The 25,218-nt window shown below is 66.1% G+C and carries 22 protein-coding genes; 14 read left to right on the forward strand and 8 right to left on the reverse strand.

Features of this window, described 5'->3' with window-relative positions:
- Positions 1–6: 6 nt before the first annotated feature.
- Positions 7–1,602 (reverse strand): ABC transporter substrate-binding protein, encoded by a 1,596-nt coding sequence (locus BRAD285_RS01815; RefSeq protein ID WP_006611516.1) that lies wholly within the window; start codon positions 1,600–1,602, stop codon positions 7–9.
- A gap of 249 nt (positions 1,603–1,851) precedes the next feature.
- Between BRAD285_RS01815 and BRAD285_RS01820 the strand changes: the two genes are divergently transcribed.
- The 10 genes from BRAD285_RS01820 to BRAD285_RS01865 all read left to right on the forward strand — a co-directional run bounded on the left by BRAD285_RS01820 (position 1,852) and on the right by BRAD285_RS01865 (position 13,312).
- On the forward strand, positions 1,852–3,468 hold the full coding sequence (locus tag BRAD285_RS01820; RefSeq protein WP_172889729.1) for an ABC transporter substrate-binding protein: 1,617 nt from the start codon (positions 1,852–1,854) through the stop codon (positions 3,466–3,468).
- Positions 3,469–3,679: 211 nt separating this feature from the next.
- On the forward strand, positions 3,680–4,633 hold the full coding sequence (locus BRAD285_RS01825) for an ABC transporter permease (RefSeq protein WP_006611294.1): 954 nt from the start codon (positions 3,680–3,682) through the stop codon (positions 4,631–4,633).
- Positions 4,634–4,635: 2 nt separating this feature from the next.
- Entirely contained in the window at positions 4,636–5,535 is a 900-nt protein-coding gene (locus BRAD285_RS01830; protein WP_006611295.1) for an ABC transporter permease, read from the forward strand.
- A gap of 220 nt (positions 5,536–5,755) precedes the next feature.
- Positions 5,756–6,805 (forward strand): ABC transporter ATP-binding protein, encoded by a 1,050-nt coding sequence (locus BRAD285_RS01835; RefSeq protein ID WP_006611296.1) that lies wholly within the window; start codon positions 5,756–5,758, stop codon positions 6,803–6,805.
- Positions 6,806–6,831: 26 nt separating this feature from the next.
- On the forward strand, positions 6,832–7,029 hold the full coding sequence (locus BRAD285_RS01840) for a hypothetical protein (RefSeq protein ID WP_006611297.1): 198 nt from the start codon (positions 6,832–6,834) through the stop codon (positions 7,027–7,029).
- Positions 7,026–8,438: an Asp-tRNA(Asn)/Glu-tRNA(Gln) amidotransferase GatCAB subunit A gene (locus tag BRAD285_RS01845; protein WP_006611298.1), complete on the forward strand. Its 1,413-nt coding sequence runs from the start codon at positions 7,026–7,028 to the stop codon at positions 8,436–8,438. The genes BRAD285_RS01840 and BRAD285_RS01845 overlap by 4 nt, the downstream gene beginning before the upstream one ends.
- A 235-nt stretch (positions 8,439–8,673) precedes the next feature.
- Positions 8,674–9,657, forward strand: coding sequence for an ABC transporter ATP-binding protein (locus BRAD285_RS01850; protein ID WP_006611299.1), 984 nt, complete (start codon positions 8,674–8,676; stop codon positions 9,655–9,657).
- 113 nt (positions 9,658–9,770) lie between these two features.
- A complete protein-coding gene (locus BRAD285_RS01855) occupies positions 9,771–10,040 on the forward strand; it encodes a GlsB/YeaQ/YmgE family stress response membrane protein (protein WP_006611300.1) in 270 nt (89 codons plus the stop codon).
- A 192-nt stretch (positions 10,041–10,232) separates the two neighbouring features.
- A complete protein-coding gene (locus BRAD285_RS01860; protein ID WP_035645880.1) occupies positions 10,233–11,975 on the forward strand; it encodes a type I secretion system permease/ATPase in 1,743 nt (580 codons plus the stop codon).
- Positions 11,972–13,312, forward strand: a complete 1,341-nt coding sequence (locus BRAD285_RS01865; protein ID WP_006611302.1) for an HlyD family type I secretion periplasmic adaptor subunit — start codon at positions 11,972–11,974, stop codon at positions 13,310–13,312. The genes BRAD285_RS01860 and BRAD285_RS01865 overlap by 4 nt, the downstream gene beginning before the upstream one ends.
- A 420-nt stretch (positions 13,313–13,732) precedes the next feature.
- Here BRAD285_RS01865 and BRAD285_RS01870 read toward each other — a convergent pair whose 3' ends face one another.
- The 3 genes from BRAD285_RS01870 to BRAD285_RS01880 form a co-directional block, all read right to left on the reverse strand.
- Complete coding sequence (locus tag BRAD285_RS01870; RefSeq protein ID WP_006611303.1) at positions 13,733–14,215, reverse strand: CinA family protein; 483 nt, start codon at positions 14,213–14,215, stop codon at positions 13,733–13,735.
- Positions 14,216–14,297: 82 nt separating this feature from the next.
- The gene (locus tag BRAD285_RS01875) at positions 14,298–15,611 is read right to left on the reverse strand and encodes an MFS transporter (RefSeq protein ID WP_006611304.1); all 1,314 of its coding nucleotides are present in this window, start codon (positions 15,609–15,611) and stop codon (positions 14,298–14,300) included.
- Between the two features lie 119 nt (positions 15,612–15,730).
- Positions 15,731–16,651, reverse strand: coding sequence for a transcriptional regulator GcvA (locus BRAD285_RS01880; protein ID WP_006611305.1), 921 nt, complete (start codon positions 16,649–16,651; stop codon positions 15,731–15,733).
- A 115-nt stretch (positions 16,652–16,766) separates the two neighbouring features.
- On the opposite strand from BRAD285_RS01880, the gene BRAD285_RS01885 reads away from it, so the two are divergent.
- Positions 16,767–16,970 carry a DUF1127 domain-containing protein gene (locus BRAD285_RS01885; RefSeq protein ID WP_006611306.1) on the forward strand — a complete coding sequence of 68 codons (204 nt, stop codon included), beginning with the start codon at positions 16,767–16,769 and terminating at the stop codon, positions 16,968–16,970.
- Positions 16,971–17,049: 79 nt separating this feature from the next.
- Entirely contained in the window at positions 17,050–17,625 is a 576-nt protein-coding gene (locus BRAD285_RS01890; RefSeq protein ID WP_006611307.1) for a GNAT family N-acetyltransferase, read from the forward strand.
- A 197-nt stretch (positions 17,626–17,822) separates the two neighbouring features.
- Here BRAD285_RS01890 and BRAD285_RS01895 read toward each other — a convergent pair whose 3' ends face one another.
- Positions 17,823–18,524, reverse strand: coding sequence for an SDR family NAD(P)-dependent oxidoreductase (locus BRAD285_RS01895; RefSeq protein ID WP_006611308.1), 702 nt, complete (start codon positions 18,522–18,524; stop codon positions 17,823–17,825).
- A gap of 89 nt (positions 18,525–18,613) precedes the next feature.
- Positions 18,614–19,633 carry a glutathione S-transferase family protein gene (locus BRAD285_RS01900; RefSeq protein ID WP_006611309.1) on the reverse strand — a complete coding sequence of 340 codons (1,020 nt, stop codon included), beginning with the start codon at positions 19,631–19,633 and terminating at the stop codon, positions 18,614–18,616.
- Positions 19,634–19,738: 105 nt separating this feature from the next.
- Here BRAD285_RS01900 and BRAD285_RS01905 point away from each other — a divergent pair, with 105 nt between their 5' ends.
- Together BRAD285_RS01905 and BRAD285_RS01910 are read left to right on the forward strand one after the other, a co-directional pair.
- Positions 19,739–21,523 (forward strand): acyl-CoA dehydrogenase family protein, encoded by a 1,785-nt coding sequence (locus BRAD285_RS01905; protein ID WP_006611310.1) that lies wholly within the window; start codon positions 19,739–19,741, stop codon positions 21,521–21,523.
- Between the two features lie 325 nt (positions 21,524–21,848).
- Positions 21,849–22,937 (forward strand): Zn-dependent alcohol dehydrogenase, encoded by a 1,089-nt coding sequence (locus BRAD285_RS01910; protein WP_006611311.1) that lies wholly within the window; start codon positions 21,849–21,851, stop codon positions 22,935–22,937.
- 190 nt (positions 22,938–23,127) lie between these two features.
- On the opposite strand, the gene BRAD285_RS01915 is transcribed toward BRAD285_RS01910, so the two are convergent.
- The gene (locus BRAD285_RS01915; protein WP_006611312.1) at positions 23,128–24,597 is read right to left on the reverse strand and encodes an amidase; all 1,470 of its coding nucleotides are present in this window, start codon (positions 24,595–24,597) and stop codon (positions 23,128–23,130) included.
- A 74-nt stretch (positions 24,598–24,671) separates the two neighbouring features.
- Positions 24,672–25,202, reverse strand: coding sequence for a cytochrome b (locus BRAD285_RS01920; protein WP_006611313.1), 531 nt, complete (start codon positions 25,200–25,202; stop codon positions 24,672–24,674).
- Between the last annotated feature and the right edge of the window lie 16 nt (positions 25,203–25,218).

Here is a 25,218-nt window from a genome sequence, read left to right on the forward strand (position 1 = left end):
CTAGCGCTACTCCGCCCCGATCGTCGTCAGGTCCTGGAACCAGTGCTGGGCCTGGACGAAGGTCTTCACCTTCGGCGACAGCGCATGCGGGTTGGTGTCGTGCACGACCCAGACCAGCACGGCGTCGTCGACGACCTGCGCGTGGGCCTGCGCGATCAACTCGTCCTGCTTCGCCGGATCGAACGTCTGCTTGGCCTCGGCGATCAGCGCATCCACCTTCGGGCTCTTGTAGCCGCCCCAGTTGACGCCGACAGGCGCGATCTGGTCGGAGGCGAAGAAGCGGACGATGGCGTAGAGCGGATCCGAGGTGACATAGGCGATATTGTTCGCGGTGATACCGGCGTTCATCTCGTCGGCGGCACCCTTGCGCCAGTGCGTGTACAGCGTCTCAAGCTCGACGACCTTGAAGTCGATGTTGATGCCGATCTCTTTGAAGCTCTGCTGCAGGTACTCGTTCATCGGCAGCGACAGCATCTGGCCGGTGCCGCCCTGCGCGATGATGAAGGTCGTCTTCAGCGGCTTGGCGGGCGAGTAGCCGGCTTCCTCGACCAGCTTCTTGGCGGCGGCGAGATCATATTTCAGCTCGAAGCTCGGCTTGCCGAACCACGGGCTCGACGGGTCGACCTGGCCCTTGGCCGGCTTGGCGAGACCGTTCATCAGGCCCACGACCTCGTCGCGATTGATCGCGAGGTTGAGCGCCTTGCGCAGCCGGATGTCGGTCCAGGGCGAGCCTGGAAGAACGCTAAGATGATAGTTCCAGACATGCGGCGTGACGTTGTCGACGAGCTTCATGCCGGCGGCCTTGAGCTGCGGCACGGCGTCCGGCGCCGGAGTTTCGATCAGGTCCACTTGGCCGGCGAGCAGCGCGTTGGTGCGCGTCAGCGCCTCCGGCATCGGCACCAGCACCAGCTTGTCCGTCTTCGGCAGGCGGTCCTTGTTCCAATATTCGGAATTCTTTGATAGCTCCGCAAGTTCACGCGGCACCAGCTTGGTCAGCTTGAACGGGCCGGTGCCCGAGGGCTGGCTGGCAAACTTGTCCCAATCCTTGCCGAGCTTCTCATATTGCGCCGGGCTCGAAATCAGGAACCACAGCATCTGATAGGGGAAGAAGGAATCGACGGTCTTGGTCGTGATCTCCACGGTGGAATCGTCGATCTTGGCGTAGCTCGCCACTGACGGGAGCCTCGTCTTGACCTGCGCGCTCTGCCGCTTGTCGAACTGCGGTGCCTTATCGTTGAGCACCTTGTCCAGATTCCAGATCACCGCATCGGCATTGAAGTCGCTGCCGTCATGGAACTTGACGCCCTTGCGCAGGGTGAAGCGCCATTTGGTCTTGTCGGAATCGTCGACCTTCCATTCGGTGGCAAGGCCGGGGATCAGCTTGCCTGGCTTGTCGGCGACGCTCATATCCCATGCGATCAGCGGATCGTAGATCGTGTAGCCGGTAAACTGATAGGCGCCGGCGCCGCGATCGGGCTGACCTGTCGTCAGCGGGATGTCGGCCATCGAGATGCCGTAACGCAGAACCGTTTCAGCACGCACCGCAACGGTGGAGATGCCGAGCGCAAGCGCAGTCGCGAGCAAGGTTAATTTCTTACGCATCAGGAGGAGACTCCATGGAAATCGGATCAAATTCGACGCGGCAAACCTGCAATCCGGGTGCCAAGCCTCCGGCGGGATCGTTTGAGTACAAACGGTTGTGACCACGCGTCGCAGGTGGACCCTCATGGGGCACTGCTGGCATAGGCGTTGCATAATGCTGCCCAGAATTTAGCCAGCTGATCGGAGATCTTGATCGTGCTTTTGCGTCTAGCGACCTCACTGACGAAACGCGCAGCCATTGCGGGCGCCATGATGACGAGCGCCGCCATCCTCATGCTGCCGGCGCAAGCCGGCGCGGAATCCGTGCTGCGCATCGGCATGACCGCGGCGGACATTCCGCGCACGCTCGGCCAGCCCGACCAGGGGTTCGAGGGCAACCGCTTCACCGGACTGACGATGTACGACGCGCTGACGATGTGGGACCTGTCGTCGGCCGATAAGCCCAGCGTCGTCATTCCCGGCCTCGCCACCGAGTGGAAGGTCGACGATGCCGACAAGACCAAGTGGACGTTCAAGCTGCGTCCCGGCGTCACCTTCCATGACGGCGCGCCGTTCAATGCCGACGCCGTGGTGTGGAACGTCGAGAAGGTCTTGAAGCAGGATGCGCCGCAGTTCGATCCGAGCCAGGTCGGCGTCACCGCGTCACGCATGCCGACACTCGCCTCGGCCCGCAAGATCGACGATGTCACCGTCGAGCTCGTGACCAAGGAGCCGGACAGCTTCCTGCCGATCAACCTCACGAACCTGTTCATGGCGAGCCCGGCGAAGTGGCAGAAACTCTATGAGTCCGCGACCGGCGCCGACGACAAGGCGAAGTCGCAAGCCGCATGGGCCGCGTTCGCCAAGGACGCCTCGGGCACCGGCCCGTGGAAGATGGCGAAGTTCACGCCGCGCGAGCGGCTGGAACTGGTCAAGAACGAGGCCTATTGGGACAAGGCCCGCGTGCCGAAGTCCGACAAGATGATCCTGCTGCCGATGCCGGAAGCGAACGCGCGCACCGCGGCGCTGTTGTCGGGACAGGTCGACTGGGTCGAGGCGCCGGCGCCGGATGCGCTGCCGGAGATCAAGCAGCGCGGCTTCAAGCTCTACGCCAATGAGCAGCCGCATGTCTGGCCGTGGCAGTTCTCGCGCATCGAAGGCTCGCCGTGGAACGACATCCGCGTCCGCAAGGCCGCCAATCTCTGCATCGATCGCGAGGGCCTGCGTGACGGTCTGCTGGCCGGCCTGATGGTGCCGGCGAGCGGCACCTTCGAGAAGGGCCATCCCTGGCGCGGCAACGTGACCTTCGAGATCAAGTACGACAAGGCGGCCGCGCAGAAGCTGATGCAGGAGGCCGGCTACGGTCCGAACAAGAAGCTCGAGGTGAAGACGCAGACCTCGGCGTCGGGCTCGGGCCAGATGCAGCCGCTGCCGATGAACGAGTACCTGCAGCAGGCACTCGCCGAGTGCTATTTCGACGTCAAGCTCGACGTCATCGAGTGGAACACGCTGTTCACCAACTGGCGCCGCGGCGCCAAGGATGCCTCGGCGAACGGTGCGAACGCCACCAACGTGACCTATGCGGCGATGGATCCGTTCTTTGCGCTGGTGCGCTTCCTGCAGTCGTCGATGGCGCCTCCGGTCTCCAACAATTGGGGCTTCATCAACAATTCGAAGTTCGATGAGCTGGTGAAGAAGGCGCGCCAGACCTTCGATCCCACCGAGCGCGACAAGGCGCTGGCGGAACTGCATGCGGCGTCGGTGGATGATGCCGCGTTCCTCTACGTCGCCCACGACGTCGGCCCGCGCGCGATGAGCCCGAAGGTCAAGGGCGTGGTGCAGCCGAAGAGCTGGTTCATCGACTTCTCGCCGATCTCGGTGGAGTAGCGCTCTCGTTCTTGCGCGGATCTCGCCGCTTGCCGCGCTGCGCTCCCTCCCCCCTTGTGGGGGAGGGCTGGGGAGGGGGGGTACTCCGGCGGCAGTCTTCGTGGGGACCCCCACCCCCGACCCCTCCCCGCAAGGGGGAGGGGGGCTTTCTTTGTGCCGTTCCAAATTCGCGACTCTCTACCGACGAAGGAGAGTCAACCGAAGGTGACTCGTGCTCTCTTATGCTGCCCGGCGGATGGTCTACGCGATCCCGATCATCATCGGCGTCGCGCTCGTCTGCTTCATGCTGGTTCACATCACCCCCGGTGATCCCCTGGTCGCCGTGCTGCCGGCCGACGCATCGCAGGAGCTCGCGCAGCAGCTGCGCGTGGCCTATGGCTTCGACAAGCCGCTGCCGGTGCAGTTCGGCCTGTGGCTGTGGCGCGCGGTCAATGGCGATCTCGGCAGCTCGATCGCGACCGGCCGTCCCGTGCTCGCCGAGGTGCTGCGCGCTGTCTCCAACACGGTGACCTTGGCGATCGCTGCCGCCATCATCGGCTTCTCGCTCGGCCTGTTCTTCGGTCTCGTCGCCGGCTATTTCCGCGACACCTGGGTCGACAAGCTCGCGACCTCGATTGCGATCGCCGGCGTGTCGCTGCCGCATTACTGGCTCGGCATGGTGCTGGTCATCATCTTCTCGGTCGAGCTGAACTGGCTGCCCGCCGTCGGCGCCGGTCCGTCCGGCTCGGGCGCGTGGGCGTGGGATTGGGCGCATATCCGCTTCCTCATCCTGCCGGCGATCACGACATCGGTCATTCCGATGGGCATCATCACGCGGACTGTGCGCGCGCTTACCGGCGACATCCTGAGTCAGGATTTCGTCGAGGCGTTGCGGGCGAAAGGTCTCCGCGAGACGCAGGTGTTCCGTCACGTGCTGAAGAACGCCGCGCCGACCGCGCTCGCTGTGATGGGCCTGCAACTCGGCTACATGCTCGGCGGCTCGATCCTGATCGAGACGGTGTTCTCCTGGCCCGGCTCGGGCCTGCTGTTGAACTCCGCGATCTTCCAGCGCGATCTGCCGCTGTTGCAGGGCACGATCCTGGTGCTGGCGATGTTCTTCGTCGTCCTCAACCTGGTGGTCGACATCGCGCAGGCCGCGATCGATCCGCGCATCAAGCGGGGCTAGCGATGAGCGTGAGTTCTTCCAGCGCGGTCGATCAATCCCTGCAGGCTGTACCGGCGGCCAAGGCGCGCGGCTATTGGGCGACCGTCGGCCGCCGCATCGTCCGGGACAAGGTCAGCATGGTCTGCGTCGCGATCCTGCTGCTGATCTTTCTCTCGGCCCTGCTTGCTCCCTATCTTCATCTCGCCGATCCCTATCAGGGCTCGATGATCCGCCGCCTGCGCCACATCGGCACGCCGAACTATCCGCTCGGCACCGACGAGTTGGGGCGCGACATGCTGGCGCGGCTGATCTATGGCGGCCGGCTGTCGCTCTTGATCGGCATTTCGCCGGTGATCCTCGCTTTCGGCATCGGCACGATGCTCGGCCTCGTCGCCGGTTATGTCGGCGGCTGGGTCAATACCATGATCATGCGCACCATTGATGTGTTCTACGCGTTTCCCTCGGTGCTGCTTGCGATCGCGATCTCCGGTGCGCTCGGCGCCGGCATCACCAATTCGATCGTGTCGCTCACCATCGTGTTCGTACCGCAGATCACCCGCGTCGCCGAGAGCGTGACCACGGGCGTGCGTAATCGCGACTTCGTCGAGGCGGCGCGGGCGTCGGGTGCGAATGCGATCACGATCATGCGGGCGCACATGCTCGGGAATGTGCTCGGTCCGATTTTCGTTTACGCGACTGGTTTGATCTCGGTGTCGATGATCCTCGCTGCCGGCCTGTCGTTCCTCGGCCTCGGCACCAAGCCGCCGGAGCCGGAATGGGGCCTGATGCTGAACACCTTGCGGACCGCGATCTACGTCAATCCCTGGGTGGCGGCGCTGCCCGGCGTTATGATCTTCGCGGTGTCGATCTGCTTCAACCTCCTGAGCGACGGCCTGCGCAGCGCGATGGATATCCGGAGCTGATGGGCATGGTAGGTCTGATGAATGGTCGCGCGGCATCGGTAGTGGACCTCTCCCCGCTTGCGGGGAGAGGTCGGATCGCATCGTCAGATGCGATCCGGGTGAGGGGGTACAGGTCTCTCCATTCACACTGCCCGCGCGGCTGCCCCTCACCCCAACCCTCTCCCCGTGAAGAACGGGGAGAGGGAGCGCACCGTCTCTGTCGCGTACGTTCGGGTGCATCATGAGCGAAGTAGCAACCATCACCGGGCTCGCGCCCATCGAAGACCTCGGCGGCAAGGCGCAGCCGTTGCTGCGCGTCGATGGGCTGACCAAGCATTTTCCCGTCCGCGGTGGGCTGTTCGGCGCGCGCAAGACGGTGCGTGCCGTGGATGATGTCTCGTTCAACATCGGCAAGGGCGAGACGGTCGGCATCGTCGGCGAGTCCGGCTGCGGCAAGTCGACGACGGCGCGGCTGTTGATGCATCTGATGGATCGCGATGCCGGCGAGATCATCTTCGACGGCCGGCAGGTCGGTCACGAAATCTCGCTGCGCGAGCTGCGGCGCGGCATGCAGATGGTGTTCCAGGACTCCTATGCCTCGCTCAATCCGCGGCTGACGATCGAGGAATCGATCGCATTCGGGCCGAAGGTGCACGGCATGGCTGACGGCGCGGCGCGCGCGTTGGCGCGCGAGCTGCTCGGCAAAGTGGGCTTGCGGCCCGAGACCTTCGCCAACCGCTACCCGCACGAGATCTCCGGCGGCCAGCGCCAGCGCGTCAACATCGCCCGTGCCCTCGCGCTGTCGCCGCGGCTGGTGATTCTCGACGAGGCGGTCTCGGCGCTCGACAAATCGGTCGAGGCGCAGGTGCTGAACCTCTTGATGGATCTCAAGCGCGAGTTCGGCCTGACCTACCTGTTCATCAGCCACGACCTCAACGTCATCAACTACATCTCCGATCGCGTGCTGGTGATGTATCTCGGCGAGGTGGTCGAGCTCGGGCCGGTCGAGCAGGTCTGGGCCAAGCCGGCGCATCCCTATACGCGCGCGCTGCTCGCGGCGATGCCGTCCTCTGATCCGGACCGGCGCACCGAGACGCCGCCGCTGTCCGGCGATCCGCCGAACCCGATCGATCCGCCGGCCGGCTGCCGCTTCCACACCCGCTGCCCGTTCGCCGAGGCGCTATGCGGGAATGTCGCGCCAAGATTGACGGAGCTGGATACAATGGGCCATCAGGCCGCCTGCCACATGGCGATATCCGGTTCCGGACACAGCCGCGCGCCGGCCGCCTGAGGGCAGACACCAGCAGCGAGACGTCAATGACCAGACCCACGCCCCAGCAAGTCAGTGCCATCGCGGAGGCCTCCGGCCTGCCCGTCGACAAGGAGGTTGCAACCCGCATCGCCGACTCGATCGGACCGGCCTTCGACAATTTCGCCGCCGTCGCCGGCACACTCCCGTTTGACCTGGAACCGGCGAGCTACGTCGTGGCGCAGACGCTGAAGGTGGGCCGATGAGCACCGAACCCGCTCTGATGACGCTGACGCAGGTCGCCAAGGCGATCGCCGACAAGAAGCTCTCCTCCGTCGAGGTGACGCGCTCCTGCCTGCACCGTATCGCGCAGTGGCAGCCGAAGCTGAACGCCTTCATGGCGATCGAGTCCGAACCGGCGCTGAAGGCGGCGGCCGAGGCCGATGCTGCGCTGGCCAAGGACGGCCCAAAGGGGCCGCTGCACGGCGTGCCGCTCGCGCACAAGGACATGTACTACGAAGCCGGCCAAGTCTCGACCTGCGGCTCGCTGATCCGTCGCGACTTCGTTGCGACCACCACCTCGACCGCGGTGCAACGGCTGAAGGATGCCGGCTCGATCCGGCTCGGCACCTTGCAGATGGCGGAGTTCGCCTATGGCCCGACCGGGCACAACGCGCATTACGGTCCGGTGCACAATCCCTGGAAGCTCGGCTATGTCACCGGCGGCTCGTCGTCCGGCTCCGGCTCGGCGGTGGGCGCGCGCCTGACGTTCGCGGCGCTCGGCTCGGACACCGGCGGTTCGATCCGCATGCCCGCAAATTTCTGCGGCGTCACCGGACTGAAAGTGACGTGGGGTCGCGTCAGCCGCGCCGGCGCGATGCCGCTGTCGCAGTCGCTCGACACCGTCGGGCCGCTGGCGCAGACCGCGGAGGATTGCGCGCTGCTGCTCGGCCTGATGGCGGGCCCCGATCCGGAGGATCCGACCGCCAGCGCCGTGCCGGTGCAGGACTACGTCGCGGCCGCGCAAGCCTCGATCAAGGGTCTCAAGATCGGCGTGCCCAAGGCGTTCTATGTCGACGACCTCGATCCCGAAGTGGCGCGCTGTCTCGATGCGACGATCGCGGTGCTGAAGACCGAAGGCGCCGATGTCGTGCAGGTCGATCTGCCCGATCAGCGCCAGCTCACCGCGGCCTGCCAGCTCGTGCTCGCGGTCGAGGCGGCCGGGTTCCACAAGCGCTGGATGATCGAGCGGCCGCAGGACTACGGCCCGCAGGTCCTGATGCGGCTGCAGAACGCGCTGGCCGTCTCCGGCGTCGCTTATCTCGAAGCGCTACGCTGGCGCGGCGCGGCGCTCGCCGCGCATGTCGCGGCGACATCGGGTGTCGATGCCGTGATCGCGCCGGTCTCGCCGCTGGTGACGCCGTCGATCGCCGACAGCGACGTCGGCGGCGCGCCGGGCGCGGAAGCCGTGATCCAGCGCATCACCCGCTTCACGCGGCCCGTGAACTATCTCGGCCTGCCGTCGCTCGCGATCCCGACCGGCTTCACGTCGACCGGGCTCCCGGTCGGCATGCAACTGATCGGCCGCTCCTTCGACGAAGCCACGATCCTCACGATCGGCGCCGCGTTCCAGCGCGCGACTGATTTCCACGCGAGGGTGCCGACGCTGCCATGAACCGTAGCGTTCGCTCCTCACATTCGGTGTCGTCCCGGCCAAGTCTGACGTCGCGCAGCGACGGCAGGCGCCGAGCCGGGGCCCATAGCCACCGGCCGTTGTGTTGCGATGACTCGGAGTGGCGATCGTGCCGCAAACGTCTCCCGGGATTATGGGTCCCGGGTCGGCGCACGACGGCGCGATGCGCCGGCGTGCTTGCCCGGGACGACACCGAGTTTGTGAGGATCGGATTGCAATGACCAACCTCGTCGACATCTCCAACCTCACCATCCGCTTCACCGGCGAGCGCACGGTGCATGCGGTGAACGATGTCAGCCTGTCGCTTGGCGATGGCGAGGTGCTGGGCCTGCTCGGCGAGTCCGGTTCAGGCAAGAGCGTCACCATGCGGGCGCTGATGCGGCTGTTGCCGAAGAAACGTTCCCAGATCTCGGGCCGGGTCCAAGTGATGGGCCGCGACGTGCTCGCGATGAGCGACGAGGAGCTGTCGCAGTTCCGCGGTCGCACGGTGTCGATGATCTTCCAGGAGCCGGGCCTCGCGCTCGATCCCGTCTATACGATCGGCCGGCAGATCGCCGAGACGGTGATGCGCCACGAGGGCAAGAGCTACGCGGAAGGCACCGCGCGGGCGCTGGAGATGCTCGATGTCGTCCGCATTCCCTCGGCCAAGCGACGGCTGGAGTCCTATCCGCACGAGATGTCCGGCGGCATGCGGCAGCGCGCGATGATCGCGCTGGCGCTCGCCTGCCGTCCCAAGGTGCTGCTCGCGGACGAGCCGACCACCGCTCTCGATGCCACCGTGCAGATCCAGATCCTCCTGCTGCTGCGCGAGCTGCAGCGCGAGTTCGGCATGTCCGTCATCTTCGTCACCCACGACATCGGCGTGGCGATCGAGATCTGCGACCGTGTCGCGGTGATGTATGCCGGCCAGATCGTGGAGCAGGGCTCCTTGCGCGACATCGTGCGCCAGCCCGTACATCCCTATGCGCGCGGCCTGCTGGCCTCGACCATCCATGGCGCCAAGCGCGGCGAGCGGCTGCAGACCATCCCGGGCACGCCGCCGTCGCTCGACCAGGCGCCGCAGAGCTGCTCGTTTGCGCCGCGTTGCAGCCACGCCCAGCCGCGCTGCGCGGAGGCGCTGCCGCCCGCCGTTCAGCTCGGGCCGCAGCGGCTGGCGCGCTGCATCCTGGCGGAAGCGCCGGCGAGTGTGGCGGCGACGTAACGGTTCGCGCGAAACCCGCTGGAACCGTGCATCGCGTGTCGAAGCGTCGCTGTCGCCTCGCTAAAGTACCGTGGCGCCGGACCGCTCGTTCGGCGCCACGTTGAGGACACGCCATGCACGTATCGAACGAAGGTATTCTGGTCATCCTGTTCGTCGGCCTGATCGCGGGCTGGCTGGCCGGCAAGATCGTGCGCGGCACTGGCTTCGGCCTGATCGGCGACATCGTCATCGGCGTGCTCGGCGCCCTCGTCGCCAGCGTGATCTTCCCGCGGCTGGGCATCCGGCTCGGAACTGGGCTGGTGTCCGAAATCGTCTATTCCGCGCTCGGCGCGATCATCCTGCTGCTCGTGGCCCGGTTGGTCCGGACGGGCGGGCGTCTGTAGCGCCGCCAACGCCGCGGCTGAACGTTTCCGCAGCCGCGTCAGACAGATCAAGCACAACAGCTGATTCACGCTAAAGCGGGTGTCGTTGGACGCTTGCCGCAGGAATCAGTATATTTTGCCTTGTTCGCCGCCAGTTTGTGGTTTTGATCGGCGGTCGTGCAGCTCATTTGATCAATTGAAGAGATGGTGGTGATGGCGGCCGCACCTCACGCGAGGCAATCCGAGCTCAGCGATGCCTTGCGCGGTTGCCGCAGCGCCTTCATCGGCGTCGGGGTGATGAGCTGCATCATCAACCTGCTGTATCTGACCGGCTCGATCTTCATGCTCGAGGTCTATGACCGGGTGCTGCCGAGCCGCTCGGTGCCGACGCTGATCGGCCTCATCATCATCGCCGGCGGGCTCTATATCGCCCAGGGCGCGCTCGACATGATCCGCAGCCGCATCCTCGGCCGTATCGGCACCGCGCTGGACGAGAGCCTGAATGCGCGGGTGTTCGACACGGTGGTGCGGCTGCCGCTGTCGGTCGGCGGCCGCAACGAGGGCCTGCAGCCGTTGCGCGACCTCGACAACATCAGGAGCTTTCTCGGCAGCCAGGGGCCGGGCGCGTTCTTCGACCTGCCATGGCTGCCGCTGTATCTGGCGATCTGCTTCGCCTTCCACGTCCTGCTCGGCGCCACCGCTCTGGTCGGCGCGATCATTCTGGTGACCCTGACCTTGATCACCGAATTTCTGACGCGCACGCCGGCCAAGGAGGCGATGGGCCTCGCCGCCCGCCGCAACGATCTCGCCACCGCCAGCCGCCGCAATGCCGAGGTGCTGGTCGCGATGGGCATGAGCGGACGCATGCTGTCGCGCTGGAGCGAGACCAACGAGAAATATCTCGCCGGCAACCAGCGTGCCAGCGACGTCGCCGGCGGCCTTGGCGCCATCGCCAAGGTGCTGCGGATGATGCTGCAGTCCGCGGTGCTCGCAGTCGGCGCCTATCTCGTCATCCACCAGGAGGCCACGGCGGGCATCATCATCGCCGGCTCGATCCTGAGCGCGCGGGCTTTGGCGCCGGTCGATCTCGCGATCGCGCATTGGAAGAGCTTCGTCGCCGCACGCCAGAGCTGGCGCCGGCTCAATCAGCTGCTCGAAACGATGCCGCAGCGATCGGCGCCGACCCAGCTGCAGCCGCCGGTCGGCAAGCTCTCGGTCGAGGGCATCTCGATCGTCGCGCCCGGCGACAACAAGGCGATCGTCCAGGACGTGACGTTCGCGCTGTCGGCCGGCAACGGCTTGGGCATCATCGGCCCGAGCGCGTCGGGCAAGTCGTCCCTGGTGCGCGCTCTGGTCGGTGTCTGGCGCCCGGTACGCGGCCATGTGCGGCTCGACGGCGCGGCGCTCGACCAGTGGTCGTCGGACGAACTCGGCCGCCACATCGGCTATCTGCCGCAGGACGTCGAGCTGTTCGCCGGCACTGTGGCGCAGAACATTTCCCGCTTCGATCCGAACGCCACGGCCGACGGCATCATCGCCGCCGCCAAGGAAGCTGGCGTGCACGACATCATCATCAAGATGCGCGACGGCTACGACACCCAGATCGGTGAGCAGGGCACGGCGCTCTCCGCGGGTCAGGCGCAGCGTGTGGCGCTGGCGCGCGCGCTGTATGGCAATCCGTTCCTGATCGTGCTCGACGAGCCGAACTCCAATCTGGACACTGAGGGTGATGAGGCGCTGTCGCGCGCGGTGCGCTCGGCGCGGGCGCGTGGCGCGATCGTCATCGTCGTCGCGCATCGGCCGATCGGCATCGAGGCGGTCGACCAGGTGCTCGTCATGAAGGACGGCCGCGCGCAGGCGTTCGGCCCGAAGGAGACCGTGCTCGCGCAGGTGCTGCAGCCGCGACCGCCGGCGCCGATCAAGATCGTCTCGGAAGCCGGAGTGACGAAGCCATGAGCAGCCAAGTCATCATCGGTCCTGTTCCCGGGCTGCGCAAGCCCGAGAGCGTGCGCGACTCGATCCGCCGTCATTTGCTGGTCGGCATGGGCGTCGTCATTGCCGTGGCCGGCGGCATGGGCGGCTGGGCCGCCACGCAGGAAATCTCCGGCGCGCTGATTGCGCCGGGCCAGATCGTGGTCGAATCCAACGTCAAGAAGGTGCAGCACCCGACCGGCGGCGTGGTCGGCGAACTCCGCGCGCGCGACGGCGACGTGGTCAAATCAGGCGACATCGTGGTGCGGCTCGATGACACCGTGACCAAAGCGTCGCTCGCCATCGTCACCAAGAATCTCGACGCGCTGCAGGCGCGGGCCGCCCGGCTCGAGGCGGAGCAGCGCGGCTGGGCCAAGATCCTGTTTCCGCCGCAGCTGCTGCAGCGCATGGGCGATCCCGAGGTCAAGAGCCTGACAGCGAGCGAGACCAAGCTGTTCGAGGTGCGCGTCAACGGCCGCATCGGCCAGAAGGCGCAACTGCGCGAGCGCGTGGCCCAGCTGACGGAGGAGATCGAGGGCCTGTCGGCGCAGGTCGCCGCCAAGGACCAGGAGATCGCGCTGGTGCAGAAGGAGCTCGACGGCGTGCGTCAGCTCTATGAGCAGCATCTGGTGCAGTTGTCGCGCCTCACCACGCTGGAGCGCGACGCCGCCCGCCTCAATGGCGAGCGCGCGCAATACATCGCCGCGCGCGCCCAGGCCAAGGGCAAGATCAGTGAGACCGAGTTGCAGATCATCCAGGTCGACAAGGACATGGTCAGCGAAGTGTCCAAGGATCTGCGCGAGACCACCGACAAGATCGGCGAGTTCGTCGAGCGCAAGGTCACCGCCGAGGATCAGCTCCGCCGCGTCGACATCCGCGCGCCGCAGGACGGCATGGTGCTGCAATCCTCCGTGCACACCGTCGGCGGCGTCATCACCGCCGGCGACACCATCATGCTGATCGTGCCGCAGAGCGACGACCTGCAGGTCGAAGCCAAGGTCAACCCGCAGGACATCGACAAGCTGCAGGTGGGGCAGAAGACGCTGCTGCGGCTGTCGGCCTTCAACCAGCGCACCACGCCGGAATTGAACGGTGTCGTCAGCCGCGTCTCGCCCGATGTCACCACCGACCAGCGCACGGGGCAGAGCTACTACACCATCCGCGTCTCGATGTCGCCGGAGGAGATCGCGCGCTTGGGCGACGTCAAGCTGATCCCGGGCATGCCGGCCGAAGCCTTCGTCCAGACCGGCGACCGCACCGTGATCTCCTACCTGATGAAGCCGCTGCACGACCAGCTGATGCGGGCGTTCCGGGAGAAGTGAGGGCGGTCACTGCCTCCTTGCGTTGTGAGAGGCCACCGGCAGCGCCTCACATTCACTGTCATCCCGACGAACGCCGGGATCCATAACCACAGGCGGTGGTTGGTTCGCGCGAAGGGTCGACGCGCAGCCTGCCCCAAGACAGATCACGCGGTATGGGTCCCGGATCGGCGCCCGCCGCCGCTTTGCGTCGACGGGCTTGTCCGGGACGACACCATTTTTTCCACGCGAGTTTTGTTCTCGCAGCTAACCACACACTCTGACGTCATCCCGGCGAACGCCGGGATCCATAACCATAGGCGGATATTGGTTTGCGCGGAGGTTCAACGCGCAGCCTGCCCTAAGACAGATCACGCGGTATGGGTCCCGGATCGGCGCCCGCCGCCGCTTCGCGTCGCCGGGCTTGTCCGGGACGACAGCGAGCTACCGATCGAGCTTGGTGAGCAACAGCTCCAGCGCGCTCTTCGCGAACAGCTGCATGTTGGCGGCCCGGTCGCTGCTGCCGCTCTCCAGCGTGACCACCGCAGATTCCGGACCGGCAACGGCAAAACACGCGTGGCCTGCCGCGTCGCCGTAGCGGTTGCCCGTCGGGCCTGCCGCGCCGGTCTCTGACAGGCCCCAATCCGTGGCGAAGCGCGTTCTGATCTGCCGTGCCAGCAATTCCGCATACGGCTCCGACGCCGAGCGGATGCCCTTCATCGCCTCGTCGGGAATGTCCATCAGCACGCGTCGCGCGTCGCGCGTATAGACCACGGCGCCGCCGAGGAAGTAGGCCGAGGCGCCGGGCACTGCGAGCAGCGCCGCCGCGATGAGCCCGCCAGCCGAGGACTCCGCCACCGCAATGGTCTGCTTGCGCGCGATCAGCCGGGCCGCGACCTGCTCGGCAACCGCAATCAGTTCATCCATGACAGACCTCGCCTCCGCTGTCGCCGCAAACAAAAAGGGCGGCATCGGATGATGCCGCCCGCGATGCAAACAGACAACCCGGTCAGGCCGTCGCCGGCTCGCGCGCCGCGACCGCTTGCTGGCCGCCACGATAGACGGTCAGCGCGGCGATGATGCCGAGCACGGCGGCGAACATCAGCCAGAAGCCGGGCGAGGCCTTATCGCCGGTCTTCTCGATCAGCCAGGTGGCCGCGAACGGCGTGAACGTGCCGAACAGCGCCGCGGCCAGCGCGAAGGCCAGCGAGAAGCAGGTGGTGCGGACATGCGCCGGCACGATCTCGACCAGCGCGCCGAGCATGGTGCCGCTATACATGCCGAAGTAGAACGAGAACATCATCTCGACCGCCAGCATCTTGCCGAAGCTCGGCGCCGACACCAGCCAGCTCAGCGCCGGATAGGCCGTGAGCAGCGACAGCACGGCGATCCCGATCAGCACCGGCTTGCGGCCGATCCTGTCGGACAGCGCGCCGCCCACCGGATTCCAGATGAAGTTGGTGACCGCGACCAGGAGCGTGACCAGCAGCGCGTCCGCCGTCGACAGCTTCAGCACGGTCTTGCCGAAGGTCGGCGTGTAGACAGTGACGAAGTAGAACGTCGTCGTCGTCAGGATCGCGATCATCATGCCGAGCAGCACGATGCGCCAGTTGGCGAGCGCGGAAGCGAACACCTCGCTGGTGGTCGGGTGTTTCTTCATCGCCAGGAACGCCGGAGTCTCCTCCAGCGTGCGGCGGAGGAAGAAGATCAGCGGGATGATCAGGCAGCCGACGAAGAACGGGATGCGCCAGCCCCACGCGGTCACGGTCGCCGCCGGCATGCTCTCGCTGAGCAGATAACCCAGGATGGACGCCACGAAGATCGCGACCTGCTGGCTCGACGATTGGAACGAGGTGTAGAAGCCGCGATTGCCGGGCGTGGCAATCTCCGACAGATAGACCGACACGCCGCCGAGTTCGACGCCCGCCGAGAAGCCCTGCAGCAGGCGACCGAGCAGCACGATGATCGGCGCAGCGACGCCGATGGTCTCGTAGGTCGGGCAGAAGGCGATCACGACCGTGCCGGCGGCCATGATGCCGAGCGTCACGATCAGGCCCTGGCGGCGGCCGATCTTGTCGATATAGGCGCCGAGCACGATGGCGCCGACCGGGCGCATCAGCGCGCCGAGCCAGAACACGCCGAACGTGTTGAGCAGTGATGCCGTCTCGTCGGTCGAGGGGAAGAACGCCTTGCCGATCGCGGCGGCATAGAACCCGAACAGGAAGAAGTCGAACTGCTCGAGGAAATTGCCGCTGGTGGCGCGCAGGATCGCGCCGATGCGCGACTTGATGGTGGCCGGCTGCTGGGGTGAGGTCGATGACACGCGAGAAAACTCCTACCGTCGAGTGGCTCGTGCGGAAGTCATTCTGCGCCGGCCGATGGATGAGGTGTGACAATCTGCCACGCGACATCGTGCCGGCCAATAGATTTGAGGCCAAATCCTTAAGGCTGAACAGGAATCGGCGAGACGCCCTTCTGCTGCGCCGCACCCTTGAGCCACTGACGGAACGCCTTCAGTTTCGGCGAATCGGTCCGCCCCTCGGGTGAGACCAGGTAGAAGCCGGCGTCGCTCGGCAGGGTCATCTTGAACGGCACCACCAGCCGCCCCTTGGCGATGTCGTCCTGGACATAGGCCGTGCGTCCGATCGCGACGCCGAGGCCGTCGATCGCGGCCTGAACCGTCATCAGCGACAGGTCGAAGCTCAGCCGGCTCTGCCTGGACATCTCCACCGGCAGGCCCGCTGCCGTCAGCCACAGCCGCCAGTCGTCGTCATAGCCGCCGCTCGCCTGCAGCAGCGTGTGATGGGCGAGGTCCTCCGGACAACGCAGCGGCTTGGGTCCCTGCAGCAGCGCCGGGCTGCACACTGGAAACAGCTCGTCGGCCATCAGCCATTCCGCCCGCACACCCGGCCAGTGGCCACGGCCATAGCGGATCGCGGCGTCGACATCGTCCTTGCGGAAGTCGACCAGCGCGGTCGAGGTGGTGATGCGGACGTCGATGGTGGGATGCGCCTCCTGGAACGCGGTCAGCCGCGGCAGCAGCCATTTGGCGGCCAGCGAGGCGATGGTCGAGACCGTCAGCACCTTGGCGTTGTCCTTGCGCACCAGCCGCTCGGTCGCCAGCCGGAGATCGTCGAACGCGGCGCGGACCAACGGCAGGTAGTCCCGCGCCTGCGGCGTCAGCGTCAGGCTGCGGTTCTGCCGAACGAACAGCCGCAAGCCGAGCTCGTCCTCCAACCGCTTGATCTGATGGCTGATTGCGGTCTGCGTCACGTTCAGCTCCGAGGCCGCGCGGGTGAAGCTGAGATGCCGCGCCGCGGCCTCGAACGCCCGCAATCCATTCAGCGACGGCAGCCGGGTCATCCAGAGCCTCCCTTGGTCCATGAGCTTATTTCATCCGAAACGGTAGTAAATGTCGTTTGTAGATGAAGCGCAAGCCCTCGATAGTGCAGCCTCACTGCTTTCCCAGGAGGCTTTCATGACCCTTTACGTCTCCTCGCCAATGACGAAACATCATGCGCCAGGGTTCTGGTCCGATGTGGCCGAGCTGCTCGCAGCCTGGCGCTTCCGCTACCGCACCCGGCACGAACTGGCGCAATGGTCGGAGCGCGATCTGCACGACCTCGGCCTCTCCCGCAGCGACATCGCCGCCGAGATCGACAAGCCGTTCTGGCGGGGTTGAGCCCCTCACTCATCCCCGCCGCGCCGGCGCCGCTCCGCAAAGGAGGGCGCCGGCAGATCTCTTCTCGAGGAAGCCCGCCATGCCGACGCCTGCTGTTGCCGACCGACTTGCAGTGCCCGACGTCATCCACACGAGGCGTGGCGAGCTCGTCAGGCTCCATTTCGCGACATCGAAGGACGCCGAGGCGCTGCAGGCCTATGTTCGATCTTTGAGCCAGCGCTCGCGCCACAGGCGTTTTCTTGGCGCTCTCAGCGAACTGCCGAAGGCTGTGCTCGAGGATTTCGTCGCGCTCGGCCGCAATGACCGCTACAGCCTCCTCGCAACCATGGAGCAGGACGGTGTCGAAAGCATCGTGGCTGAGGCACGCTACGCATTTGATCGCGAGACCGGCCGCGTCGAGTTTGGTCTGTCGGTACATGACCGCCGGCACGGCCACGGCATCGGCCCGGCCTTGATTGCGGACCTGGAGCGTCGCGCAGCCGCCCTCGGCGGGGTCACGCTGTCAGGCGACGCGCTGCGCACTAACGACGTGATGATCGCGCTCGCCAGAAAGGCCGGCTTCACGATCCAGCCGCATACGGATGATTGGACGCTCGTGCGGTTCGAGAAGGGGGTGCAGCCATGTGGTCCAGAACTGCGTATTGTTTTGCCCTGATGACATGATGAGCGTCATCTCGAACGCGATGCGTAGGGTGGGCAAAGGCGCGTTCTCGACGCATCCGCATGACGCGCTGTCGACGCGCCGTGCCCACCGTCTCTCAGCGAGCACGCGGCGACAATGGTGGGCACGTCGCGCGGCGTGATGCTGCGCATCCCGCGGCACGCCTTTGCCCACCCTACGAAGTAACCCTCTCAAAACGTCTCCACCCACGGCCGCAGCTCCATCTCCCAGCTCCAGGCGCTGCGCGGCTGCTGCAGCACGCTCCAATAGCTTGCTGCGATGGCATCGGGATCGAGCATCGAATCCGGCCGCTCGGCAGGCTCCTGCCGCTCCGCGCTCTTGATGCCGCCGTCGATGACGAAATGCGCGACATGGATGCCCTGCGGCGACAGCTCGCGCGCCATGCTCTGGGCGAGGCCGCGCAGCGCGAACTTGCCCATCGCGAACGCTGACGATTGCGCGTAGCCCTTCACACTGGCCGAGGCGCCGGTGAACAGGATCGCGCCGTGCTTGTTCGGCAGCATGCGCTGCGTCGCCTGCTGCGCCACCAGGAAGCCGCCGAACGCGCTGACGGCGATCGAATTCTGCACATCGGCCGGCACGAGATCGGTGAGCGGTCCGCGCGCCCGGGCGCTGGCATTGTAGACCACGAGATCGGGCTCGCCGATCTCACGCGTCACGAGGCCGAACAATCGCTCGACCTCCTCCGGATTGGTGGCGTCGCAAGGATAGGCGCGGGCGCCGGTCTCGTTGCAGAGCGCGCCGAGCTTCTCGGTCTTGCGCGCGGCGAGCGCCACGCGGATCTTCTCGCGCGCGAACAGCCGCGCCAGCGAGGCGGAGAGCCCTTCGCCGGCGCCGACGATCAGGGCGATCTTGTAGGCTGGGATGTCCATTGGGGTGTCCTCGACATGCGTCCGCTTCCCTCAAGCTAGTGCAGCCAAGGCCAACTTCCCACCATCCATCCCCACAATTCTGCCTGAGATCAGGCCGGACGCGGCTGCAGGCCGACGAGGCAGCCGATCTCCTCCAGCACCACATCGAGCCGGCTGCGATCGTGCAGGAATGCGTATTTCGAGCGCAGCATCGCCAGCGAGCGCGCATGATATTTCTGCGGCTTCTGCGTCCACACGATGTCGCCGAGCCGGACACTGAAGGTGTCGCGGTTGTCCTTGATCGCCTGCTCGTTAGCAAGGGACCAGGGCATGAACAGCCCGCCGACCTGACGCGTCAGGATCGGCATCAAGGTCAGCGACAATTCCGGCCATAGCTCGAACTCGCCTTCGGCGCGCGGCCATAGCATGCGGTGGATCCAGGCCAGCACATGCGGTGCGCGGCCCTCGATCAGCGCGCCGGCTGTTGGATCGGTCCACAGCTCGTAGAACTGGCCCCACAGGCCGAAATCGCCATAGGCGGGACGGCCGCCGAACAGATAGGGCCTGAGCGCGAGATGCCGCTCCAGGAGATCGAGCATCTCGGCGAATCCCTGCTCGATCTGCGGCGCGTTGGCCTCGTTGGAGCCGACATAAGCGAGGCGGTCGACCATCCGCGTGCGGATCTTCTCCGACAGCCTGGCGACATCGGCGTCGGCGGCCTTCGGCGCGACCATGCGGGCGATGCGCCCGGCCGAGGCGCGCTGATCGAGCTCGCCGGCCCAGCGATAATGGAACATCCATTTGTTGCCCCACTCGTCGCCGAACTCCTCGATCAGGGCGGAGATGAAGCTCGTCAGCACGTCGCCGGGATGGACCGACGGCTCGGGGAAATCGAGCTCGAGCGCATCGATGATCGGCGTCGAATCCTGCATCGGCACCTCGTCGGGCGCGACCACCAGCGGAATGATCGGCAGCTTGGCGTGCCGGGTGAACTCGCCCTCGGTTTCCGCGCTGCGCAATATCCACTGATGCGGAATGCCCTTGTAACGCAGATACGATCGCACCTTGACCGAATAGGGCGACATCTCCGCCCCGAAGATGCGATAAACCTCCGTCGGCTGATTGGTCATTGCGCGGCTCCCAGCACCTGCGGATGTCAGACGTAGTGTACCCGATCAGATGCAACCTGAAGAGTCCATCAGAGACTTGTTGAAACGAACGAGGGCTTAACGCTCATGCACCAGTTCCTGAAGCGCGACGACGTCATGACGGGCGGGAGGCGGCCGGGTGTGCTGGCGCCCGATACCACCGGGCTCAACTTCTATCGCGCGGATCCTGCGCTCGCGGACCTCCTTCGCATCCATCTGCCCGACGCGCTGTTTCGCCACCTGGTGCCGCATCTCGACCGGCTCGGCGAGCTTGCCGGCGGCTATCTCGATGAGTGCGCCCGGCTTGCCGACCGCCATGGCCCGGTGCTGCATCAGCGCGACCGCTTCGGCCGCGACGTGCAGTGGATCGAATATCACCCTGCCTATCGCGAGCTGGAGCGCGCGGCCTTCGGCGAGTTCGGCATTCACGCGATGTCGATCCGCAAGGGCATTCTTGGCTGGCCGAGCAAATATCCCGTCACGGCCAAGCACGCCTTCACCTTCCTGTTCAATCAGGCGGAGTTCGGGCTGGGCTGCCCGATCAACGTCACCGACGGCTGCGCAAAATTGCTTTCGAGCTTCGGCAGCGACGCGCTGAAAGCCAGATATCTCGACGGCCTGACGCAGACCGACATGCGCAAGCTGACCCAGGGCGGCCAGTTCATGACCGAGAAGGAGGGCGGCTCCGACGTCGGCACGTTGACGACAATGGCCGTCCCCGAGGGCGACCACTGGCGCCTGCACGGCGAGAAATGGTTCTGCTCCAACGCCGATGCGAAGGTGGTGATGCTGCTGGCGCGGCCCGAAGGCGCCGAGCCCGGCACGCGCGGCGTCGGCCTGTTCCTGATGCCGCGCTTCCTCGATGACGGCACGCAGAACCACTATCGGATCGTCCGCTTGAAGGACAAGCTCGGCACCCGCTCGATGGCCTCGGGCGAGATCAAGCTGGAGGGCGCGATCGCATACGCGGTCGGCCGGCTCGATCGCGGCTTCGTGCAGATGGCCGAGATGGTGAACTCCTCGCGGCTCTCCAACGGCGTCAAGTCGACCGCGCTGATGCGGCGCGCCTGGCACGACGCCATCACCGTCGCGCGCAATCGCGTCGTGTTCGGCAAGCCGATCGTCGACCTGCCATTGGGCCGCCGGCAGTTGCTGAAGATTCTGCTGCCGACCGAGCAGGCGCTGTCGATGAGTTTCCTGACCGCTGATGCGCTGGACCGCGCCGAAGGGGGCAGCCAGGACGCCGCCGCGCTGTTGCGCATCTTGACGCCCACCTTGAAATTCCGCGCCACCCGCGATGCCCGCAAGGTCTGCGGCGATGCGTTGGAGATGCGCGGCGGCATCGGCTATGTCGAGGAGTTCGCCACCTCCAGGCTGCTGCGCGACGCGCATCTCGGCTCGATCTGGGAGGGCACCGGCAACATCGTCGCGCTCGATGCGTTGAAGCGTGCAGTCGGCCGCCACGGCGCCGAGTCGGCGCTCGCAGCCGACCTGCATGCACGGCTCGACGACAGTGCCGCCGTGCCGCAGATCTGGCGCGACCAGCTGCATCGCTTGATCGATCGCGCGATTGGGTTTGCGCGCGAGGTCGCATCGCGCGCCGACAACGAAGCCGAGTCTCGCCGCGCGACCAGTTTGCTGTATCACACGGCCAGCGCCGTCTCCCTCACTTGGGAGAGCGCGCGGATCCACGCCATGCGTGGCGATGCACGCCGGCTGTTGCTAGCCAAGCTCGTCGTCGATCATCGGCTGACGTCGTCCGATCCGTTCCGGCTCGCGGAAAGCGAGGCGGATGATGCGGTGGCGGCGCTGCTGCTCGGCGAGCGCAGCGCGACAATGGATGAGGTTGGCGAACTGATTTCGGCGGCGTAGTCTTTTGCACTGTCACGATGATAAGTCGCGACTTAACGACCAGGCTCATGGTTGATGGTCTGTGCGAGTGATGAGCAACAACGTGCGGCAACGTTGGTGTACCTCGCCCCGCTTGCGGGGGCGCGACGAGCTTCGCTCGCGCTGAGAGGTCGGATGGCATCGTCAGATGCCATCCGGGTGAGGGGGTACAGGTCTCACCACGTACACCACTCGCGCGTCTGCCCCTCACCCCAACCCTCTCCCCGTAAGAACGGGGAGAGGGAGCGCAGTGTCCGCGCCGAAACAGCTGGGTACGAACAAGAAACAAAACAGGGAGAGAACGCCTATGAAAGCCGCCGTGCTGATGGAGGTCAACAAGCCGCTCGTTATCGAGGACATCAGCGTACCCAAGCCGGGGCCGCGCGAGGTGCTGATCCGCACGAGCGTAGCTGGCTTGTGTCATTCCGACCTGCACTTCATCGAAGGTCTGTATCCGCATCCACTGCCCGCGGTGCTCGGGCATGAGTCCGCCGGCATCGTCGAGCAGGTCGGCTCCGACGTCACCTATGTGAAGCCGGGCGATCACGTCGTCACCTGTCTCTCGGTATTCTGCGGCACCTGCGACAATTGCACCACAGGTCGGCCGGTGCTGTGCACCGACACGACGGTGAAGATGCCGCCCGGCGCCTCCAACCGGCTGTCATGGGGACGGAGCGAGAAGTTGCACCAGTTCCTCAATTTGTCGTCCTTCGCCGAGCAGATGCTGGTGCACGAGAACGCGATCGTGAAGATCCGCCAGGACATGCCGCTCGAGCTCGCCGCCTTGATCGGCTGCGGCGTCATCACCGGCTACGGCGCGGTAGTCAATACGGCGCGCGTGACGGCGGGCGAGACCGTGGCGGTGATCGGTTGCGGCGGCGTCGGCATGGCCGCCATCAACGGCGCGGAGATCGCCGGCGCCGGGCGCATCATCGCCATCGACACCAACCCGGCCAAGCTGCAGCTCGCGACCAAGCTCGGCGCCACCGACATCGTCAATCCCGCCGATGGCGACGTCGTGGCGCAGGTGCGCGAGCTCACCAAGGGCGGCGTGCATCACGCCTTCGAGGTGCTGGGCCGCAAGGAGACCGCCGAGCAGGCCTTCGCGATGCTGGCGCCGGGCGGCACCGCGACCATCGTCGGCATGATCCCGTTCGGCCAGAAGATCGAGCTGCACGGCTTCGACTTCCTGCGCGAGCGCCGCATCCAAGGATCGTCGATGGGCTCCAACCATTTCCGCGTCGACATGCCCCGCCTCGTCGAATTCTATTTGCGCGGCAAGCTGCACCTGGAGGACTGGATCTCGGCCAAGCTGAAACTGTCCGAGATCAACGAGGGCTTTGCCAACATGAAGGCCGGCAAGACGCTGCGCAGCGTGATCATGTTCGATGCGTGAGGCGGGCATTTTGCCGCTCCACATACCGCCGTCGTCCCGGCCTTGAGCCGGGACCCATAGCCACCGGCGGTCATGGGACGATGACTGATAGTTGCGCTATACTCGATAGATTCCGCGGTATGGGTCCCGGCTCGAGGCCGGGACGACGGCGATGGGTGTGGCGTGCGACCAAGCCTGCGACGGACGCGAACTAATCCGTGAACATCGGGGGCGGCGTGAAGCCGCCGAACTCGCGCTCGATCAGTTCGGCGAGCTTGAGCGGCGTACGGTCTTCGAGAAAGGGGCCGACGATCTGAGCGCCGACCGGCAGGCCATCAGCGAGCCCGAGCGGGATCTGCGTCGCCGGCAGGCCGGGCAGCGTGGCGATGCCCGGCCAGGCCAACTGATCATTGTAGTCGTGCTCCACGCCATCGATGCTGATGCGGCGCGCCCGCTGATCCGGCGAGTGGTCGTGCGGAAACGCCGGCGTCGGCATGATCGGGCAGATCACCGCATCGAAGCTCTCGAACAATGCCCGCCATTGCGCGCGCAGACCGAAGCGGGCGTTGTTGGCCTGCACCCAGTCGCGATGGCTCAGCGCCATGCCGCGCAGGCGTTCGGCGGCGAGCGTCGTGGCCTCCTTCGGCAGGTGCGCGGCGGCCTGGCTCGCCTCGGCATGGACCTGCGGCGGCATGGTCGCGCCGAGGAAGCCGAGCAGCAGGCGCATGTAGAGCCGGGTGGTCGTGGCGAAATCCGGCAGCAGCGGGCTTTCGCTGACGACATGGACGCCAGCCTTCGCCAGATCGGAAGCGAGCCGCTCGATCGCGCCGCGCACGGCACTGTCGGTCGGCAGCAGCGGATCGCTCGCCACCACCAGCACGCGGAAATCCTGCAGGCGCGTGTGCCGCGCCGGCGGCAGCTCCAGCCGATACGCCTTGCCGGCCTCGATCGGGTCGGGTCCTGCCATCACGTCGAGCAGCAGCGAGAGGTCGGCAGCCGAACGCGCCATCGGGCCGACCACGGCGAGGTCGGCCTCGTTCGGCAGCGGCGGGAACGGCGGCGGCGTGTGGCCGCGCGTCGGCACGAGGCCATAGGTCGGCTTGTGCGCGGTGACGCCGCAATGAAACGCCGGCACGCGCAGCGAGCCGCCGATGTCGGAGCCGAGTGACAGCGAACCGTAGCCCGCCGCGAGCGCCGCCGCCGAGCCGCCGGAGGAGCCGCCCGGCGTGCGGCCGAGATGATACGGATTGTTCGTGGTGCCGTAGATGTCGTTGTAGCTCTGCCAGTCGCCGAGCCCGAGCGGCACGTTGGTCTTGCCGAGCACGATACCGCCGGCCTCCTTCACGCGCGTCACCGTCAGCGCATCCTCAGCTGCGATGAAGTCCTTCTGCTGCGGAAAGCCCCAGGTCGTCGGCAGGCCGGCGACGTTGAAGGACTCCTTCACCGTCAGCGGCAGGCCGAGCAGCGACCCGCGCTCGCCGCGCGCGAGCCGCTCGTCGGCAGCGCGCGCGGCCTGCAGCGCGCGGTCGAAATCGCGCACGCAGACGGCGTTGATCTTGTCGTCATGTCCCGTGATGCGGTCGATGGCGAGCTGCGTCAGCTCGACCGATGAAACCTCGCGATGCGCCAGGGCTTTCACCGTCTCGACGGCGGTTGCAAACGTCCATTGCGATGCGGCCAAGGTCCTGCTCCCTATGTGCGTGCAGGTCCTTTCTACCTCAGGCCGATGGCGGGCGCTTGACTGAAATTGCGCGGTCAGCCGGGCAGCATGCGCTGCATGACGCGGTCGCGGTAGACGAAGATGTGCGCCAGCGCCGCGCCGACATGGACGACGATCAGGATCAGCAGCAGCCACTCAGATGTTTGATGCAGTCCATCAATGGCGCGGTTGCCGGCCGGGTTGCGCGCGGCGAGCATCGGCAGCTGAAACAGATAGAAGTACGACACGGTCCAGCCGCGGAACGACGCGAACAGCCAGCCGGTGATGGTGGTCGCCAGCACCATCACATAGAGCGCCCAGTGCACGGCCTCCGAGCTCAGCCGCTGCCACGGCGGCAGCGAGCTCTCCGGCGCGACGGGATGGGTGAGACGCCAGATGAAGCGCACCACGATCAGGGCCAGGATGGTGAGGCCGAACGAGATGTGCAGGATCATCGGCGTGCCCGGCGGCGTGTTGGCATGCAGGTCGGGCATCAGCCAGCCGATCGGATATTGGATGGCGAGCAGCGCCACCACCAGCCAATGCAGAAGTTTTGCGGGCGTGCCGTAGTGCAGGCGTGGTGTCATGACGTGCCTTCCGTTG

The sequence above is a fragment of the Bradyrhizobium sp. ORS 285 genome, assembly GCF_900176205.1.
GTDB lineage: Bacteria > Pseudomonadota > Alphaproteobacteria > Rhizobiales > Xanthobacteraceae > Bradyrhizobium.